Consider the following 15,945-nt stretch of genomic DNA (forward strand, 5'->3'; position numbering starts at 1 on the left):
CGGTGAGAAAATGGCGTATCAACCGATCATGAGGGTGCCGCTGACGATCACCGCGCACGCCAGGACGCGGCGGGCGGTAAGTGTTTCGCCGAGGAACACGGAGCCGATCAGCGCCGCAAACAGCACGCTGGTTTCGCGCAATGCCGATACCGCGCCCAAGGGCGCTTCGTTCATGGCGTAGATGACAATTCCATAGGCCAGCAAAGAGACCAGCCCGCCGACCACGGCGGTCAGCATTCCGGGCCGGACGCAGAATAAGCTGCGGGCGTCGCGCAAGCCGATGTACACCCCAGGCATCATCAAGCCCCACAAGGCGCACATCCACACGGTGTAGGCGAGCGGGGCGCCGGAGAGCCGGGTACCGATGCCGTCGGTGACGCTGTAGGCGGCGATGAAGCAGCCGGTTCCCAGGGCATAGGGCAGGCTCGGGACAGACAGTCTGCGTCCCCGGAAGGCCAGTGAAATGATCCCGACTGATACCAACGCAATACCCAGCAATGTGCCGGGGGCGATGCGTTCTCCGGCAAAGACGGCGCCGCCGAGGGTGATCAGCGCCGGTGACGATCCTCGGGAAATCGGATAGGTCTGTCCCAGGTCGCCGACCCGGTAGCTGCGCACGAGAAACAGGTTGTAGCCGACGTGCAGCAGTGCCGAGAGCACCATGTAGCCCCAGCTGGCCGCCGCCGGCGGCACCATCAACGTCGCGGCGATGACACTGGCGATAGCGATGGCGATGCACATGATCGTCATCGACCATAGCCGATCGGAGCCGCCACGCAGCAACGCATTCCAGCTGGCATGCAGGAGCGCGGCGAAAAGAACCAGCAAGGTGATATGGATTGGCATGCGCCATCTTATGCAGCCCGATGGCTCGAACTACAGCGAAGTCTCCTCATCGTTTCATGAGCAAACGCTCATGCATCATGCATAGGCGCGTTGGACTTTCAGCGCCTCGCCGTTCAGCCATTGGCGGAAGTTGACTATGTGTGGCTGCGATTCGGTGCCTTTCGGACAGACAAAATAGTAGGCAAGGGGGGAGGGGAACGGCACATCGAACAGCCGCACCAGGCGACCATCGCTGATCTCGGTTTCAACATGCCCGCTGCGCACCAGGGCGACGCCCTGGCCGAGTAAAGCGGCCTCGACCGTCATGTTGCTATCGCCAAACCTGACGCTTTCCTTGAGCGGCAAAAACTCCAGCCCGACCTTTTGAAACCAGGCCTCCCATTTTGGCACCAGGTCGGCGCCATCCCGGGTCAGCAGCGGGTAGTGCAACAGCTCGGCAGGGTTGCGCGGTGTTCCGTATCGCTGCAGCAGATCGGGGCTTGCCACTGGAAACACCTGTTCGCCGAACAGGAACTCTGAATACAAGCCCGGGTAGATGCCTTTGCCGAGCCGGATCGCGACATCGGCCTGGGCGTCGGAGAAGTGGATGATCTTGTCCGTGGTGTCCAGCGAGACCAACAGCTCGGGATGCTGGCGAGAGAGACTTGGCAAGCGTGGCAGTAGCCATTTCAGCGCAAAGGAATACGTGGTGCTGACCTCGAGCCGGACCCTGCCTTTCTGCTCGCGCAGGTCGGCCAGGGTCGCCTCCAGGCTCATGAAGAACTCCCTCACGATGGGCGCCAGTGTAGCCCCCGCTGGGGTAAGGCTTAATGACTTGCCGCGCTCGAACAGCTGCAATCCCCAAAGCGCTTCGAGGTGCTTGAGCTGGTGACTGACCGCGCTTTGAGTGACATGCAATTCGTGTGCGGCAGAGGTAAAGGTCGCGTGTCGGGTGGCGACTTCAAAGGCACGCAATGTAGCGGTAGGCGGCAGATCTCTCATGGATAGGGTTTCCCGGCGAGTCGTCAGAACGGGCGCGTCATGAATGCCGGTTCATGATAGTGCATCGTCGGGATGCGTCGATCAGCATCGTGCCGCAATGGACTACTTAAGGTATGCCATGCGTCTTTTGACTTTGTAGCAATCATTGATATCGAGCGCCTTCTGGTAGTACGCCAGTCGCTGTGCACGATTGTTGTCGCCCAACAGTCGGTAGATTTCGGCCTGGTAGTCTCGACTGCCGCCCCACTGCATGGCGAAGCCCACCGGTTCTTCTTGCCTGCACTCAAGCCTGACAACTGGCTGCGGGAAATAGTGTTCGTAGAGGGGCATGCTGGTTTCCAGCGCCTGCAAGGCTGTTTCGTACTGGGGCGTATCGGTGAACGCCAAACACCAATATGCAATTTCAAGTGCAGGCGGAGCGAAGCCTTGGGCGAGGCTCCGTTCAAACAAGGGGCAGGCTTTGTCTTTGATCACGTCGCTTGGAGACAGCATCACGTAGATAAGTCCCAGTCGATACTGGGCTACGGGATGATCAAGGGCCGCGGCTTGTTCAAGCAGCGTAAAGGCGGGCTTGAGCAGTGCGCCGCCTTCTTGCGCCAGGGTCAGGGAACGTTCTCTCTCCTCTGCGCTTGTCGCAGGGGTATCGGCAGTGACCGCTTCAAGCTTTCGATCCGCTTGTGCCAGGTGGGCAATCGCCTCCTGGTAAAGGCGCTCGCCACGAGGATCGATGTGCAGCGTGTTGGCCATGCTCCACTGAGGTAGCAGGCACGCTAACAGGGTGTAGCGCCAGCGGTTCAAGCGCACGATTGGCGTCCTTGCATCAACTATTCGACTGGCGGGTAGGGTATCCGAAATCCGGAGGGGGTAGTGGAGCGCCTAACTTGAGGTGATGAGGGGATTGCATATGGAGGTGCAAATTTGTGACTAAATTGTATTTTGGTCATTGCTTGTCACCCCATGGGGTGACAGGTAAGCTGGCGCCATGAATCCATCATCCTTCCCTTCGCGCAACGTCCGTGGTCCTGTCGACCATGAAATCCGAGCCCAGATTGTCGCAGCGGCAAATGAGCATTTCAGCCGCTATGGCTATGGCAAAACCACGGTATCGGACCTGGCCAAGGCCATTGGTTTTTCCAAGGCCTACATCTACAAGTTCTTCGATTCGAAACAGGCCATCGGCGAAGCCATTTGCAGCAATTGCCTGGAGACGATTGTCACGGCCGTGGACGAGGCGGTCAGCGTGGAGTCCCTCAGTGCCACCGAGCGCTTTCGCCGCTTGGTCAAAACCGCGGTCGTCACCGGTGTCAGCCTGTTCTTCAACGACCGCAAGCTCTACGACATTGCGGCATCCGCGGCGTCAGAGAGTTGGCCTAGCGCCCAGTTCTACGAGGCCAGCATTCGGGCATTCGTGCGGCAGATCGTCTCTGATGGGCGTGAGCTGGGTGAGTTCGAACGCAAGACGCCCCTGGATGAAACGGTCAATGCCATCTATCTGGCGTTGCGTCCGTACATCAATCCATTGCTGTTGCAATACAGCCTCGATGGCGTTGAAGAGGCATCCACCAGCATCGCCAATCTGGTGCTGCGTAGCCTGATGCCTTGAGTCCCGACGGTACAGGTACAGCGGTCAGCTGCGTTTCCCTCAATTCATAAAAGCAGGAAGCCGTATTTCCCTGCGAGGAATCGCCACGCCTGGATTGTGACCATTGACTAAAATGGTTACTCGGTAGAGAGTGAGTGTCTCGATGACCCCTTACCAGAGGAACTGCTATGTCGAACGCTAAAGTTGTCCTTGTCACCGGTGTTTCATCGGGCATTGGCCGTGCCACTGCCCAATTGTTTGTCAGGCAAGGTTGCCAGGTGTTTGGCACCGTACGCAGTGTTACCCAATCGGACCCACTGCCGGGTGTCGAACTTGTCGAGATGGATGTTCGCGACGACGCTTCCGTTCAACGCGCCATCGAAACCGTGATCGCTCAGGCCAAACGCGTTGATGTGCTGGTCAATAACGCGGGTGGATCGTTGGTAGGCTCGGTAGAAGAAACGTCGATTGCCGAAGCCCAATCGTTATTCGATACCAACGTGTGGGGTGTCCTGCGTACGACACACGCGGTACTGCCGCATATGCGTGAACAGCGTTCGGGAAGAATCGTCAACGTCAGCTCGGTATTGGGTTTTCTTCCTGCGCCGTACATGGGCCTTTACTCGGCCTCCAAGCACGCTGTCGAGGGGATGTCCGAGTCTCTGGATCATGAAGTGCGCAAATTCGGTGTCCGCGTGGTGCTGGTCGAGCCGTCATTCACCAAGACCAACCTGGATCTCAATGCGCCGCAAACGGCTGGCAGCATTCCGGCCTATGCCAAAGACCGCGATGCGGTGACCCGTGCGATTGTTAAAAGTGTCCAGGGAGCACCGAGCCCCGACGGCGTGGCGGCGACGATTGTCGAGGCGGCTTTGGGCGTGTGGAAAATGCGTCGCACGCCCAAAGGCGAGGCCTCTCTCTTGCGCAAGCTGCGCCGTTTCATGCCGGCAAGTCCGGTCGACTCCAGCCTGAGAAAAACCTTTGGCCTGAGCTGAGGCATGCCTGCGAGCTGTGACGACCTCAGGGAACGCATGCTTGGTGAGACCGTGCTTATCGATGGCGATCTCATCTACTGGAGCAGGGACGTGCGATCAGCGCGTAGCCACGGGTTGGGTTTCAATCGGCTGCCAGCCACCGCCGAGTGCCCGGAATGCCGCGACCGCTGCGCGTGCCGACTCCGTTTGGGCCTGCGCTCTGGCGTCGGATGCCTGCAGCAGTGTTTCATCGGCGTGCAGGACGTCGATCAGGCTGGCCGAGCCTTTCTGGTAAGCGATGAAGGACGACTGTCGAGCATGGGTCAAAGCGCTTTCACCCCCGGTCAGCGTGGATGCCTGTGCCTCGCGGTTGACCAGCGCGGAGAAGGCGTTCTCGACGTCTTCGGTGGCACGCAGCACTGACTGGCGATAGGCGGCAAGCGCTTCGGCTTCCTCTCCTTTCGCCTGATCGATCTGCGCGTTGATTCGGCCGAAATCGAAAAGTCTCCAGCGCAACCCCAGGACCCCCGAGGCCTGGCTGGCCCCGCTGGAAAACAGATGACCGCTGGAGACGGCTGTTGCGCTGCCGATCAAGGCGCTGAGCGAAAACTTCGGGTAGTACTCGCTGATCGCCACGCCGATGCGGGCATTGGATGCCGCCAGTTTACGCTCGGCCACGATGAGGTCTGGCCGGCGGCGCAGCAGATCGGCGGGCGCGCCGGCTGAGGTAATCTGCGGCGCCTGAGGAATCGTCCCCGTCGTGGTCAATTGAGCCCGGTGAGTGCCGGGTGGGGTGCCGAGGATGACATCCAGTGCGTTCATTGCAGCATCCAGGCCGGTGTTGAGGACCGGCACTGTGGCTTGAACCTGCGCAAGCGCACCCTCGGTCTGGCGAACCTGAAATTCGGCGGCAAGCCCTTTGCCGTGGAGCAGTTGTACTTTCTCCAGTAGGTCTTGTTGGGTCTTGACCTGTCGATTGGCAATGGCCAGCCGGGCCTGCAGGCCACGTAGGGTGATATAGATGTCCGCGGTCTGCGCGGCGACGGCCAGGCGCGTCGCGCTGAAGCCGGCTTCGGACGCCTGGTATTCGGCCAGCTCCGCCTCGCGGCCTCGACGTAAGCCGCCGAACGCATCCAGCTCCCAGCTTGCGCCGAGGTTCAGTTCATACAAATTGCCATAGCGATCATAGCCAGGCGTCGAGTTGAGCACCTGGCCCAATGGCGTTTCGACGGACTGATAGGCGCGTGCGGCTTGTCCGCTGATGTTGCCCGACGGCAACAGGGCAGCGGTTGCCGCGCCAAGCCCCGCGCGAGCCTGGGCGACCCGTGCGGAGGCCTGGGCCAGATCGAGGTTCTGCGCAAGCGCCTTGGCGATGAAGTCACTGAGCAATGGATCACCGAAGCCTTCCCACCAGTTGGCAAAGTTTGCCGTGCGGGCTGCCGTCCTTTGTTGAACGGCGGATTGAGCCTGGTAGCTATCCGACAGCGGAGCGTCCGGACGCTGATAGTCCGGGCCAACCGCGCAGCCCGCCATTAAGCCGGTATTCACAAGCAGAGCAAGCGTACGGAGGGAAGGCATGACGACTCCAGGTTTAGCCAGATACTGTTCGTGACGATATTACCAATTGGTCACTCGTTGTCAATGGAGGTGCATGGGGCTAAGCTGGAAAAATGACTAAACACATGCATGCACCCCAGATACGTGGGCCGTCAGACCATAGTGTCCGCGATCAAGTCGTGGAGGCTGCCACGTTGCGCTTTGGCCACTATGGATATGAGAAGACCACCGTGTCTGACATCGCCAAGGCCATTGGCTTCTCCAAGGCCTATATCTATAAATTTTTCGATTCCAAGCAGGCGATCGGAGAGGTGATCTGTACCAATCGTCTGGTCATGATCATGGCGATTGTGGATGCAGCGATCGAGGATGCACCGACGGCTTCCGAGAAGTTGAAGCGTCTGTTTCGGGCACTGGCGGAGGCGGGCAGCGACTTGTTCTTTCATGACCGCAAGCTCTACGACATTGCCGCTGTTGCCGCTCGCGAGCAGTGGCTTCCTGCGCAGGCGCATGACGAGCGCTTGCGCCAACTGATCCGGCAAATCGTCCTGGAGGGGCGTGAGTCCGGGGAGTTCGAGAGGAAAACCCCATTGGATGAAGCCGTCCTGGCGATCCACCTGGTCATGAAGCCCTACGCCAATCCCGTGCAACTGCAATACAACCTTGATACGGCCTCGTCGGCGGCAGCGCTTCTGTCGACGCTGATGTTACGCAGCCTTTCAGCGCAGTCGTTCTGATATTTTGTGACTGTTGACATTATTGGTCACTAGACTGAAGATGCATTCCTGTTCTATTTTTTGAGTAGCGAACCATGCTTCGGCTAAAACCTGTTGCCGTCTGCTTAATGCCTCTCGTCCTGGCGGCGTGCGGTAATTCATCGACCGCCGTCGACGCACGCACCCAGCCCCCTCTGGTGAGGGTCGCGGGCGTCGAGAACTCGGTCGACATCGCGCGTTCGTTCACTGGCGTTGTGGTCGCTCGCGTCCAGAGCGATCTTGGCTTTCGAGTGTCGGGGAAAGTGCAGGAGCGTCTGGTGGATGCCGGCCAGACGGTCAAGCGTGGCCAACCACTGATGCGCCTGGACCCGGTCGACCTTGGTCTGCAGGCACGTGCGCAGCAGCAGGCAGTGGCCGCCGCCCGGGCGCAAGCCAAGCAGACGGCGGATGACGAGGCCCGTAATCGCGAGCTGGTGGCGGCAGGGGCGATCTCGGCCTCTGCATACGACCAGGCAAAGGCCGCGGCGGACACGGCAAAGGCGCAGTTGAGCGCGGCGCAGGCGCAGGCCGATGTGGCAAGCAATGCCATGGGCTATGCGACCTTGCTGGCCGACGCCGATGGCGTTGTGATGGATACCCTGGCCGAACCCGGCCAAGTCGTCAGCGCGGGACAGCCTGTCGTCAAGCTGGCACGCGCCGGACAACGCGAAGCCAGCGTCGATCTGCCCGAAACGCTGCGCCCGGCCGTGGGCTCGGTGGCCCAGGCGACGTTGTACGGTAACGGCAAGGTAGCCACTGTTGCGAAGCTGCGGCTGCTTTCCGATGCCGCCGACCCGGTAACGCGCACCTTCGAGGCCAGGTACGTGCTGGAAGGCGCGCTGGCTAATGCGCCACTCGGTTCGACCGTCACGCTGGATATCGCCCAGGACAAGTCGCCAGGGCAAGCACTGCGAGTGCCTGTCGCGGCTGTTTTTGACGCGGGTGATGGCCCCGGTGTATGGGCGCTTTCCGGCGAACCGGCAAAAGTCTCGTGGCGTCCGGTCCAGGTCCTCGGTCTGGGCGATGACACGGCCACGGTCGTTGGTAACCTCAAGCAGGGCGAACAGATCGTGGCCTTGGGCGCGCATTTGCTGCACGAGGGTGCTGAGGTTCGGGTGGCGCAACAGGAACAGGTGGTCGCCAAGGGGAACCAGCCATGAGCGAGGGGCGTTTCAATCTCTCGGCCCTTGCCGTTCGTGAGCGATCGATCACCCTTTTCCTGATCGTTCTGATCACGCTTGCCGGGGTCCTGGCGTTCTTCGGCCTGGGGCGTGCGGAAGACCCTCCCTTCACTGTCAAGCAGATGACGATCATCTCTGCCTGGCCGGGTGCTACCGCGCAGGAAATGCAGGACCAGGTGGCCGAGCCGCTGGAAAAGCGCTTGCAGGAATTGAAGTGGTACGACCGCACGGAAACGTACACGCGCCCGGGGCTGGCCTTCACCATGGTGTCGCTGCTGGACACCACGCCGCCAGCGGAAGTGCAGGAAGAGTTCTATCAGGCCCGCAAGAAAATTGCCGATGAGGCGAAAACCCTGCCGGCCGGTGTCATCGGGCCGATGGTCAACGATGAGTTTTCGGACGTGACCTTTGCGCTTTTTGCGTTGAAGGCCAAGGGCGAGCCGCAGCGCTTGCTGGCCCGCGATGCCGAGTCGCTGCGCCAGCGCCTTCTGCATGTGCCGGGGGTGAAAAAGGTCAACATCATCGGTGAGCAGTCCGAACGTATCTTCGTGTCGTTCTCCCATGATCGGCTGGCAACGCTTGGGCTTTCCCCCCAGGACATTTTTGCCGCGCTGAACAGTCAGAACGTGCTGACGCCCGCCGGCTCCATCGACACCAAGGGACCGCAGGTGTTCGTGCGCCTGGATGGCGCGTTCGACAAACTCGAGAAAGTTCGTGATACGCCGATTGTGGTGCAGGGGCGGGCACTGAAGCTCTCGGATGTTGCGACGGTGGAGCGTGGCTACGAAGACCCGGCAACCTTTCTGGTCCGCAACAAAGGCGAGCCCGCCCTGTTGCTGGGTATCGTGATGCGCGAAGGCTGGAACGGCCTGGACCTGGGCAAGGCCCTGGATGCCGAGACGGTCAGTATCAACGAAGGCATGCCGCTGGGCATGACGTTCACCAAGGTCACCGATCAGTCGGTGAATATCAGTTCGGCCGTCGACGAATTCATGATCAAGTTCTTCGTCGCGTTGCTGGTGGTGATGCTGGTCTGTTTCCTCAGCATGGGCTGGCATGTGGGTGTGGTGGTGGCGGCGGCCGTGCCGTTGACCCTCGCTGTGGTGTTCATGGTGATGGCCGCCACCGGCAAGAATTTCGACCGCATTACCCTGGGGTCACTGATCCTGGCGTTGGGCCTGCTGGTGGACGACGCCATCATCGCCATCGAAATGATGATGGTCAAAATGGAGGAGGGCTACGACCGGATCAAGGCCTCGGCCTATGCCTGGAGCCATACCGCCGCCCCCATGCTCGCGGGTACGCTGGTGACGGCTGTCGGCTTCATGCCCAACGGCTTCGCGCACTCGTCCGCGGGCGAGTACACCAGCAACATGTTCTGGATCGTGGGCATTGCCCTGATCGCGTCTTGGGTGGTCGCTGTGGCCTTTACGCCTTACCTGGGTGTGAAGTTGTTGCCGCACGTCAAAAAAGTCGAGGGTGGCCACGCGGCCATCTATGACACACCTCGCTACAATCGTTTTCGCCGGTTGCTGACACGGGTCATCGCTCGCAAATGGCTGGTGGCCGGGACGGTGATTGGCTGTTTTGTCGTAGCCATCCTTGGCATGGGCCTGGTCAAGAAGCAATTTTTCCCCGCCTCTGATCGCCCCGAAGTCCTGATTGAAGTGCAGATGCCTTACGGCACTTCCATCGAGCAGACCAGCGCGGCGACGGCCAGCATTGAAGCCTGGCTGCAAAAGCAGGACGAAGCGAAAATCGTCACGTCCTATATCGGACAAGGTTCGCCGCGTTTCTACCTGGCGATGGCGCCGGAGCTACCCGATCCCTCATTCGCCAAGATGGTGGTGCTGACAGGTAGCCAGGAGGAGCGTGAAACCCTCAAGCACCGTCTCCGCCAAGCGGTGGCTGACGGGCTCGCGCCTGAAGCCCGTGTGCGGGTTACCCAACTGGTGTTCGGTCCGTATTCCCCCTTTCCTGTCGCTTACCGGGTGATGGGACCGGATCTCGCCAGGCTGCGTGAGATTGCCGGCCGGGTCGAGGCTGTCATGCGGGCGAGTCCCATGATGAGGACCGTCAACACCGACTGGGGGACGCGCATACCGACACTGCACTTCTCATTGGACCAGAACCGGTTGCAGGCGGTTGGGCTGACGTCCAGTACGGTCGGCCAGCAATTGCAGTTCCTGCTGTCGGGTATCCCGATCACGTTTGTGCGCGAAGACATTCGTTCCGTGCAAGTGGTGGGGCGTGCAGCGGGCGATATCCGCCTCGATCCGGCAAAAATCCAGGGTTTCACATTGGTGGGCTCGGCCGGCCAGCGGGTTCCGTTGTCGCAGATCGGCAGTGTCGAGGTGCGCATGGAAGATCCGGTCCTGCGCCGTCGTGACCGTACGCCCACCATCACGGTACGCGGGGACATTGCCGAGGATCTGCAGCCGCCGGACGTTTCCACGAAGATCCTGGACGAGCTGCAGCCGATCATCAGCACACTGCCGGCCGGATACCGCATCGAGCAAGCCGGTTCGATCGAAGAGTCGGGGAAAGCCTCAAAGGCGATGTTGCCGCTGTTCCCGATCATGATTGCCCTGACGCTGCTGATCATCATTTTGCAGGTCCGCTCAATGTCCGCGATGGTGATGGTGTTCCTCACTGCGCCGCTGGGATTGATTGGTGTGGTGCCGACCCTGCTCATCTTCAATCAGCCGTTTGGCATCAACGCCCTGGTAGGCCTGATCGCACTGTCGGGCATCCTGATGCGCAACACGCTGATCCTGATCGGGCAAATCGATCACAACCAGAAAGAAGGGCTCGATCCATTCCATGCGGTTGTAGAGGCGACGGTGCAACGCGCCAGACCGGTACTGCTCACGGCGATGGCCGCCATCCTGGCCTTTATCCCGCTGACTCATTCCGTGTTCTGGGGAACCCTGGCTTACACACTGATCGGTGGGACATTCGGTGGAACCGTGATGACGCTGGTATTCCTGCCGGCGATGTATGCCATCTGGTTCAAGATCCGTCCTGACAACACAACTAGAACCGAAGCATTGGCAGCCAACTGAACGTCGACTCAGAATCAAGAGGGTTTCATGATGAATTCCAATGATCAAAAGCGAATCGTAGTCACAGGCGGCGGTATTGTCGGCCCCCTGGGATGCGGCACGGAAGAGGTCTGGCGCAGGTTGCTGGACGGCCGTTCGGGTATTCGCAGCCTGCCGGACGAAATCGGTGAGGGCACCGGCGTCGCAGTGGCGGGGCAAGTGCCGACACTGGAAGAGGATCCCGTTGCCGGTTATGCGCCCGACCGCATCATTGCGCCCAAAGAGCGCAAGAAGATGGACCGCTTCATCGAATTCGCGCTCATGGCCGCCCATGAAGCGTTGGCGCAGGCAGGCTGGCATCCCACGGATGAAGCGCAACAACAGCGGACCGCGACCATTATCGCTTCCGGTGTTGGTGGTTTCGGCGCGATTGCTGAAGCCGTACGGACCACGGATGCTCGTGGGCCGCGTAGATTATCGCCGTTCACCGCACCGTCATTCCTCGCCAACATGGCCGCGGGTCATGTCTCTATCCAGAACGGCTTCAAGGGCCCGCTCGGCGCGCCGGTGACGGCTTGTGCCGCTGGCGTACAAGCCATTGGCGATGCAGCGCGACTGATCAGAAGCGGGGAAGCCGATATCGCCATTTGCGGCGGCACCGAAGCGGCGATCGACCGGGTGACGCTGGGCTGCTTTGCTGCCGCCCGCGCGCTGTCCACCGGGTTTGCTGAGCGGCCACAGGAAGCATCGCGTCCGTTCGATCGCGATCGCGACGGCTTTGTCATGGCCGAAGGGGCAGGGCTATTGGTGATCGAGTCGCTGGAACACGCGCTCGCCCGCGGAGCGACGCCCCTGGCGGAACTGGTGGGGTACGGCACCAGTGCGGATGCCTATCACCTGACCGCAGGGCCGGAAGATGGGAATGGAGCCCGGCGCGCCATGGAACAAGCCTTGCGCCAGGCGGGTGTCAGTGCTGGCGAGGTACAGCATATCAACGCCCATGCGACTTCGACGCAGGTGGGCGATAAGGGCGAACTGGCGGCAATCAGGTCCGTGTTCGGCGACCACTCAGGCGTGGCGATCAGCTCGACCAAGTCGGCCACGGGGCATTTGCTGGGAGCGGCGGGGGGCATCGAAGCGCTTTTCACGGTGCTGGCTTTGCGGGACCAGATCATTCCCCCGACGTTGAATCTCCTCAATCCCGACGAGGCCGCTAGTGGGCTCGACCTGGTTGGCCTGACGGCACGCAAGGCTTCGATCACCTATGCGCTCTCGAATGGATTTGGCTTCGGCGGCGTCAATGCCAGCGTTCTGTTCCGTCGCTGGGAGCCGGCGCCATGATCACGACGTGAATGTTCTGCGTAGGTTCTCATCGTGAGTATCGATTCTGAATGTTCTGTTTCCCATAGAGGAAAAGACCGTGACTTCATTTTCCCAGCTGGTTAATCAGTTCGACCCTGACAGGCCTTTCGCGGCCCCCGCCAATTGGCTGCAAGGCAGGACCGTATTTGGCGGGCTCTCCGCGGCTCTGTCGTTGCAGGCGGTGCGCTTGGTGAATGGTGGGCAACTGCCGCCGTTCAAGTCCGCCCAAGTGTCCTTCATCGGCCCGGTGACGCAGGCACAGACGTTCAATACCAGCGTCTTGCGCGAGGGTCGATCGGTCACCTCGGTGGCGGTTGACTGCCTGTCGGGGGATGAACTGGCGCTACGCACGACGTTGCTGTTTGCCCATCCGCGTGCCAGTCGGATCCGGCACGACTCATGGGAATGTCCGTCCGTGGGAGCGCCCTCCGAGCATCGGACGCTGGAGCTGGACAGACGAGTTGCACCCGCCTGCGCCTACAACTTCGAGATGCGCCCGGCCGGCGGATCGCTGCCGGTGTCGGGTGCTGAAAATCCTGAGCTGCTGATGTGGGTGCGTCATCTGGACGCCCAGGGGGTCGATCCGGCCGTCGCGTTGATCGCACTGGCCGACAGCTTACCGCCCGCGGTCATGACCTGCTTTACCGAGCCGGCCGCCATCAGTTCGGTGTCCTGGACCATCGACCTGCCGCAACCCGCCGTGGTCGGCGAATGGTTCCTGATCAATTCGTTCAGCCAACAAACCCAAGAGGGCTATTCCGTCCAGGATATGGAGATCTGGGATGAAAGCGGTCTGCGGGTGCTGTGGGCACGCCAGACCGTGGCGATTTTCGCTTGAAGCCGAAAGAGCCGAGGCCACTGTTTTCCCTGCAACACCTAGCTGTCATCACCCTAGAGATCCAATAATGAAAAAAATGATCCTCAAGACTCCGCTTGGCCTTGCTGTAGCACTGGCCTCTTCGCAACTGTTCGCCAGCGGCTTTGCGCTCAATGAACAAAGCATCAGTGGGATGGGCACCGGTTTTGCCGGTCGATCCTCTTCCGCCGATGACGCGAGCACCGTTTTCGGTAACCCGGCAGGCATGTCTCGCTTGAAGCGAGAACAGGTCAGTGTGGGCGCTGCAACGCTGTTCGCCAAATCAGACATCAGCCAGACGCGCAGCACATTCGGCGGCCAGCAAGACGGCGACATGGTGCCCGTGGTCACGGTGCCCATGGGTTACTACGTCAATCCCATCGATGAACATTGGGCGTTCGGTGTCGGCTTCTACGCGCCGTTCGGTCTGATAACGGATTATGGCAGTGGGTTCGCCGGTCGTTATTTCACGAACAAAAGCGAGGTCAAGACACTGACCTTCCAACCGACGGTCAGCTACGCCTTCAATGACAGGGTTTCCATCGGTTTCGGTCCGACCATCAACCGCATCAGCGGTGAGTTGTCGGCAATGGTCTTGACCCCCATCAGCCCCGGCACCAATGACGGCAAACTCAAAAGCAAGGGCGATGACACCGCCCTGGGTTTCAACGCCGGTATTCTGGTGCAAGCCACGGACAGCACCCGGGTGGGCATGACCTACCATTCCAAGGTCAGCTATCACTTGGACAATGCCAAGACCAAAGTCACCGGAGGCGTCTTTTCCCTGCTGGGGCTCAGCGGTGAAAGCTACGATGCTTCGCTGGACGTGGACACCCCGAGTCCGTGGACTTCTCGGTGACCCAGCAACTCAATGACGATTGGACCCTGTACCTGGGCAGCACCTGGACACGTTGGAGTCGCTTCAAGGACATTACCATCGAGAACAGCGGATTGCCTGCGGCGCTGAGCGGCACGTTGAGCAGTGTTACTGAAGAGGAGAACTGGCACGACACGTGGGCGCACGCGATTGGCGCTTCGTACCAGCTCAATAAGCAATGGGTGCTGCGTACTGGCTTTTCGGTGGATCAGTCCCCCACCAACAACACCAACCGTTCGCCACGGATTCCAACGGGAGACCGCACGGTGGTCAGCTTGGGCGCCGGGTGGACGCCGGTGGACAATGTCACCGTCGACCTCGCTTACTCCTATCTGTGGGAAGAGAGCGTGAAGGTCAACGACGCTTCAGCCAGCAGGGGCGCCTACAGCTCCAAATACAAGAACAGCGCCAGTGGGTTCGGCACTTCCATCACTTATAAATTCTGATTCGTTAACGATGAAGCGCCTCTGCGAACGGAGGCGCTTTTCAGTGTTTTGAGGCAGATCCCGGCTTTTGGTCTTCCTTATGTATTCGAGCCCTGGATTTCCAACGTCGGTACCATGCGAATGGCCTTGGAAAAATTCGCCAGGTTCACCGATGTTCTGCTGACCACCCGGTGCAGTTCCTCGACCTTGTCGGGTTCAGCGTCCGTACTGATACGTACTACATAGCCAACTTCGTCGTACCCTGGGTTGACGTTCTCATCCAGGCCGAGAAAACCGCGCAGATCAAGGCGGCCATCGGTCTCGATCTCCAGGCTCCTGATCTCGATGCCCATGGCGGCGGCGTTTGCCACATAGCCGACTGACAGGCAAGCGTTCAAAGCGGCCATCAGCAGTTCCTGAGGATTGGGAGCGGAATTGGTGCCCAGCAACTCTGGCGGTTCGTCGGCGGCAATTTCAAAGTGGCGCTGGTGTGTTTCGCCACCCAGGGTGTAGTGATTGACGGTCGCCACTGTGCGCGTCTGATGCTGCCATTTTGTCTTCACGCTGAAGCGAACTTCGCCTGCCGCCGGTGATGCGGCCACGCTTTTCGAAAACTGCTGCAGGGCAGCGACATCAATGCCGTTCAGGTTATTGCTCATCTCATATCTCCAGTCGTCGGGGACGGAGCGATGAGGGAGCTCTCTCTTTGAAAAAGACAGCTCCCTCGGTCGCTTTAGCCTTTCAGGCGCTCACGCAGTGTTTCGGCAAGGGGGACGGCCGACGCCGGGCTTTGGCCAGACATCAGCAAACCGTCGACGACCACGTGCGGTTCCCAGTTGGCTGCGCTGCTGTACTTGGCGCCGCGTACCTTCAGTTCATCTTCCAGCGAGAACAGCAAGTGATGCAGCAGTTCGATCTCGCTGTCTTCGGCGTTTTTGAAACCAGTGACGTTCAGGCCCTTGACCAGATACTCGCCGTCGCTTTTCTTGACGTCGCGCAGGATGGCCGGTGCATGGCAGACCATGGCAATCGGGCGGTTGGATTCGTAGAAGTCGCGGATCAACTTGATCGCATGGGAATCGGACGCCAGGTCCCAAAGCAGGCCGTAGCCGCCGGGGAAGAAAACGGCGTCGAAGCCGCTGTAATCGATGTTGCGCAGCTTGCGGGTGTTTCTGGCGGCAAACAGGGCGACCGGATCGGCGAGGAAGCGATCGGTGTACTCGGTGGTGAAGGGCGCCTTCATGCTCAACAGATCAATGGGGGCCTCGCCGCCAGCCGGAGATGCGAAGACCACCTCATGGCCTGCTTCGGTCAGGATGTAGTAAGGCGCAGCCAACTCGTGAAACCAGGTGCCGCTCTGCTTGCCGCTGATGCCCATCTCGTCGAGGGACGACATGATGAGAAGGATGCGTTTCTGTTTATTGACATGGCTCATGGTGATTCTCCCGTTGGATTTGAGAAACGAAACCGGGGCATAGCTCGACGCTTCTGCCACCCAAGCCAGG

At 60.2% G+C, this 15,945-nt stretch carries 13 protein-coding genes and 1 pseudogene; 8 read left to right on the plus strand and 6 right to left on the minus strand.

Annotation, left to right across the window (positions count from 1 at the left end):
- Nucleotides 1-18 precede the first annotated feature (18 nt).
- The 3 genes from PCOSP_RS12765 to PCOSP_RS12775 form a co-directional block, all read right to left on the minus strand.
- Nucleotides 19-846, minus strand: coding sequence for an EamA family transporter (locus tag PCOSP_RS12765; RefSeq protein WP_464711533.1), 828 nt, complete (start codon nucleotides 844-846; stop codon nucleotides 19-21).
- 75 nt (nucleotides 847-921) lie between these two features.
- Nucleotides 922-1,827 (minus strand): transcriptional regulator GcvA, encoded by a 906-nt coding sequence (gcvA, locus tag PCOSP_RS12770; protein ID WP_139642184.1) that lies wholly within the window; start codon nucleotides 1,825-1,827, stop codon nucleotides 922-924.
- A 102-nt stretch (nucleotides 1,828-1,929) separates the two neighbouring features.
- Nucleotides 1,930-2,631 carry a hypothetical protein gene (locus PCOSP_RS12775; RefSeq protein ID WP_368372906.1) on the minus strand — a complete coding sequence of 234 codons (702 nt, stop codon included), beginning with the start codon at nucleotides 2,629-2,631 and terminating at the stop codon, nucleotides 1,930-1,932.
- A 178-nt stretch (nucleotides 2,632-2,809) separates the two neighbouring features.
- On the opposite strand from PCOSP_RS12775, the gene PCOSP_RS12780 reads away from it, so the two are divergent.
- Together PCOSP_RS12780 and PCOSP_RS12785 are read left to right on the plus strand one after the other, a co-directional pair.
- Nucleotides 2,810-3,430: a TetR/AcrR family transcriptional regulator gene (locus tag PCOSP_RS12780; protein ID WP_139642191.1), complete on the plus strand. Its 621-nt coding sequence runs from the start codon at nucleotides 2,810-2,812 to the stop codon at nucleotides 3,428-3,430.
- Between the two features lie 167 nt (nucleotides 3,431-3,597).
- Nucleotides 3,598-4,404, plus strand: coding sequence for an oxidoreductase (locus tag PCOSP_RS12785; protein ID WP_464711534.1), 807 nt, complete (start codon nucleotides 3,598-3,600; stop codon nucleotides 4,402-4,404).
- 96 nt (nucleotides 4,405-4,500) lie between these two features.
- On the opposite strand, the gene PCOSP_RS12790 is transcribed toward PCOSP_RS12785, so the two are convergent.
- A complete protein-coding gene (locus PCOSP_RS12790; RefSeq protein WP_464711535.1) occupies nucleotides 4,501-5,961 on the minus strand; it encodes an efflux transporter outer membrane subunit in 1,461 nt (486 codons plus the stop codon).
- 92 nt (nucleotides 5,962-6,053) lie between these two features.
- On the opposite strand from PCOSP_RS12790, the gene PCOSP_RS12795 reads away from it, so the two are divergent.
- The 6 genes and pseudogenes from PCOSP_RS12795 (at nucleotide 6,054) to PCOSP_RS12820 (ending at nucleotide 14,461) form a co-directional block, all read left to right on the plus strand.
- On the plus strand, nucleotides 6,054-6,677 hold the full coding sequence (locus PCOSP_RS12795; protein WP_464711536.1) for a TetR/AcrR family transcriptional regulator: 624 nt from the start codon (nucleotides 6,054-6,056) through the stop codon (nucleotides 6,675-6,677).
- 74 nt (nucleotides 6,678-6,751) lie between these two features.
- Nucleotides 6,752-7,855 (plus strand): efflux RND transporter periplasmic adaptor subunit, encoded by a 1,104-nt coding sequence (locus PCOSP_RS12800; RefSeq protein ID WP_464711537.1) that lies wholly within the window; start codon nucleotides 6,752-6,754, stop codon nucleotides 7,853-7,855.
- A complete protein-coding gene (locus PCOSP_RS12805; RefSeq protein WP_464711538.1) occupies nucleotides 7,852-10,941 on the plus strand; it encodes an efflux RND transporter permease subunit in 3,090 nt (1,029 codons plus the stop codon). The genes PCOSP_RS12800 and PCOSP_RS12805 overlap by 4 nt, the downstream gene beginning before the upstream one ends.
- A 27-nt stretch (nucleotides 10,942-10,968) precedes the next feature.
- A complete protein-coding gene (fabF, locus tag PCOSP_RS12810; RefSeq protein ID WP_217510090.1) occupies nucleotides 10,969-12,261 on the plus strand; it encodes a beta-ketoacyl-ACP synthase II in 1,293 nt (430 codons plus the stop codon).
- Nucleotides 12,262-12,340: 79 nt separating this feature from the next.
- Complete coding sequence (locus PCOSP_RS12815; protein ID WP_464711539.1) at nucleotides 12,341-13,120, plus strand: thioesterase family protein; 780 nt, start codon at nucleotides 12,341-12,343, stop codon at nucleotides 13,118-13,120.
- A gap of 67 nt (nucleotides 13,121-13,187) precedes the next feature.
- A pseudogene (locus tag PCOSP_RS12820) lies at nucleotides 13,188-14,461 on the plus strand (OmpP1/FadL family transporter).
- A gap of 77 nt (nucleotides 14,462-14,538) precedes the next feature.
- Here PCOSP_RS12820 and PCOSP_RS12825 read toward each other — a convergent pair.
- Together PCOSP_RS12825 and PCOSP_RS12830 are read right to left on the minus strand one after the other, a co-directional pair.
- Nucleotides 14,539-15,099 carry an OsmC family protein gene (locus tag PCOSP_RS12825; protein ID WP_139642207.1) on the minus strand — a complete coding sequence of 187 codons (561 nt, stop codon included), beginning with the start codon at nucleotides 15,097-15,099 and terminating at the stop codon, nucleotides 14,539-14,541.
- 74 nt (nucleotides 15,100-15,173) lie between these two features.
- Entirely contained in the window at nucleotides 15,174-15,875 is a 702-nt protein-coding gene (locus PCOSP_RS12830; RefSeq protein ID WP_041021715.1) for a type 1 glutamine amidotransferase domain-containing protein, read from the minus strand.
- Nucleotides 15,876-15,945 lie beyond the last annotated feature (70 nt).

The sequence above is a fragment of the Pseudomonas sp. MAFF 730105 genome (assembly GCF_055380705.1).

Coding starts and splice junctions, on each gene's coding strand:
- PCOSP_RS12800 (WP_464711537.1), top strand. CDS start 6,752: ATGCTTCGGCTAAAACCTGTTGCCGTCTGCTTAATGCCTCTCGTCCTG.
- fabF (WP_217510090.1), top strand. CDS start 10,969: ATGATGAATTCCAATGATCAAAAGCGAATCGTAGTCACAGGCGGCGGT.
- PCOSP_RS12825 (WP_139642207.1), bottom strand. CDS start 15,099: ATGAGCAATAACCTGAACGGCATTGATGTCGCTGCCCTGCAGCAGTTT.
- PCOSP_RS12780 (WP_139642191.1), top strand. CDS start 2,810: ATGAATCCATCATCCTTCCCTTCGCGCAACGTCCGTGGTCCTGTCGAC.
- gcvA (WP_139642184.1), bottom strand. CDS start 1,827: ATGAGAGATCTGCCGCCTACCGCTACATTGCGTGCCTTTGAAGTCGCC.
- PCOSP_RS12765 (WP_464711533.1), bottom strand. CDS start 846: ATGCCAATCCATATCACCTTGCTGGTTCTTTTCGCCGCGCTCCTGCAT.
- PCOSP_RS12805 (WP_464711538.1), top strand. CDS start 7,852: ATGAGCGAGGGGCGTTTCAATCTCTCGGCCCTTGCCGTTCGTGAGCGA.
- PCOSP_RS12830 (WP_041021715.1), bottom strand. CDS start 15,875: ATGAGCCATGTCAATAAACAGAAACGCATCCTTCTCATCATGTCGTCC.
- PCOSP_RS12795 (WP_464711536.1), top strand. CDS start 6,054: ATGACTAAACACATGCATGCACCCCAGATACGTGGGCCGTCAGACCAT.
- PCOSP_RS12790 (WP_464711535.1), bottom strand. CDS start 5,961: ATGCCTTCCCTCCGTACGCTTGCTCTGCTTGTGAATACCGGCTTAATG.
- PCOSP_RS12785 (WP_464711534.1), top strand. CDS start 3,598: ATGTCGAACGCTAAAGTTGTCCTTGTCACCGGTGTTTCATCGGGCATT.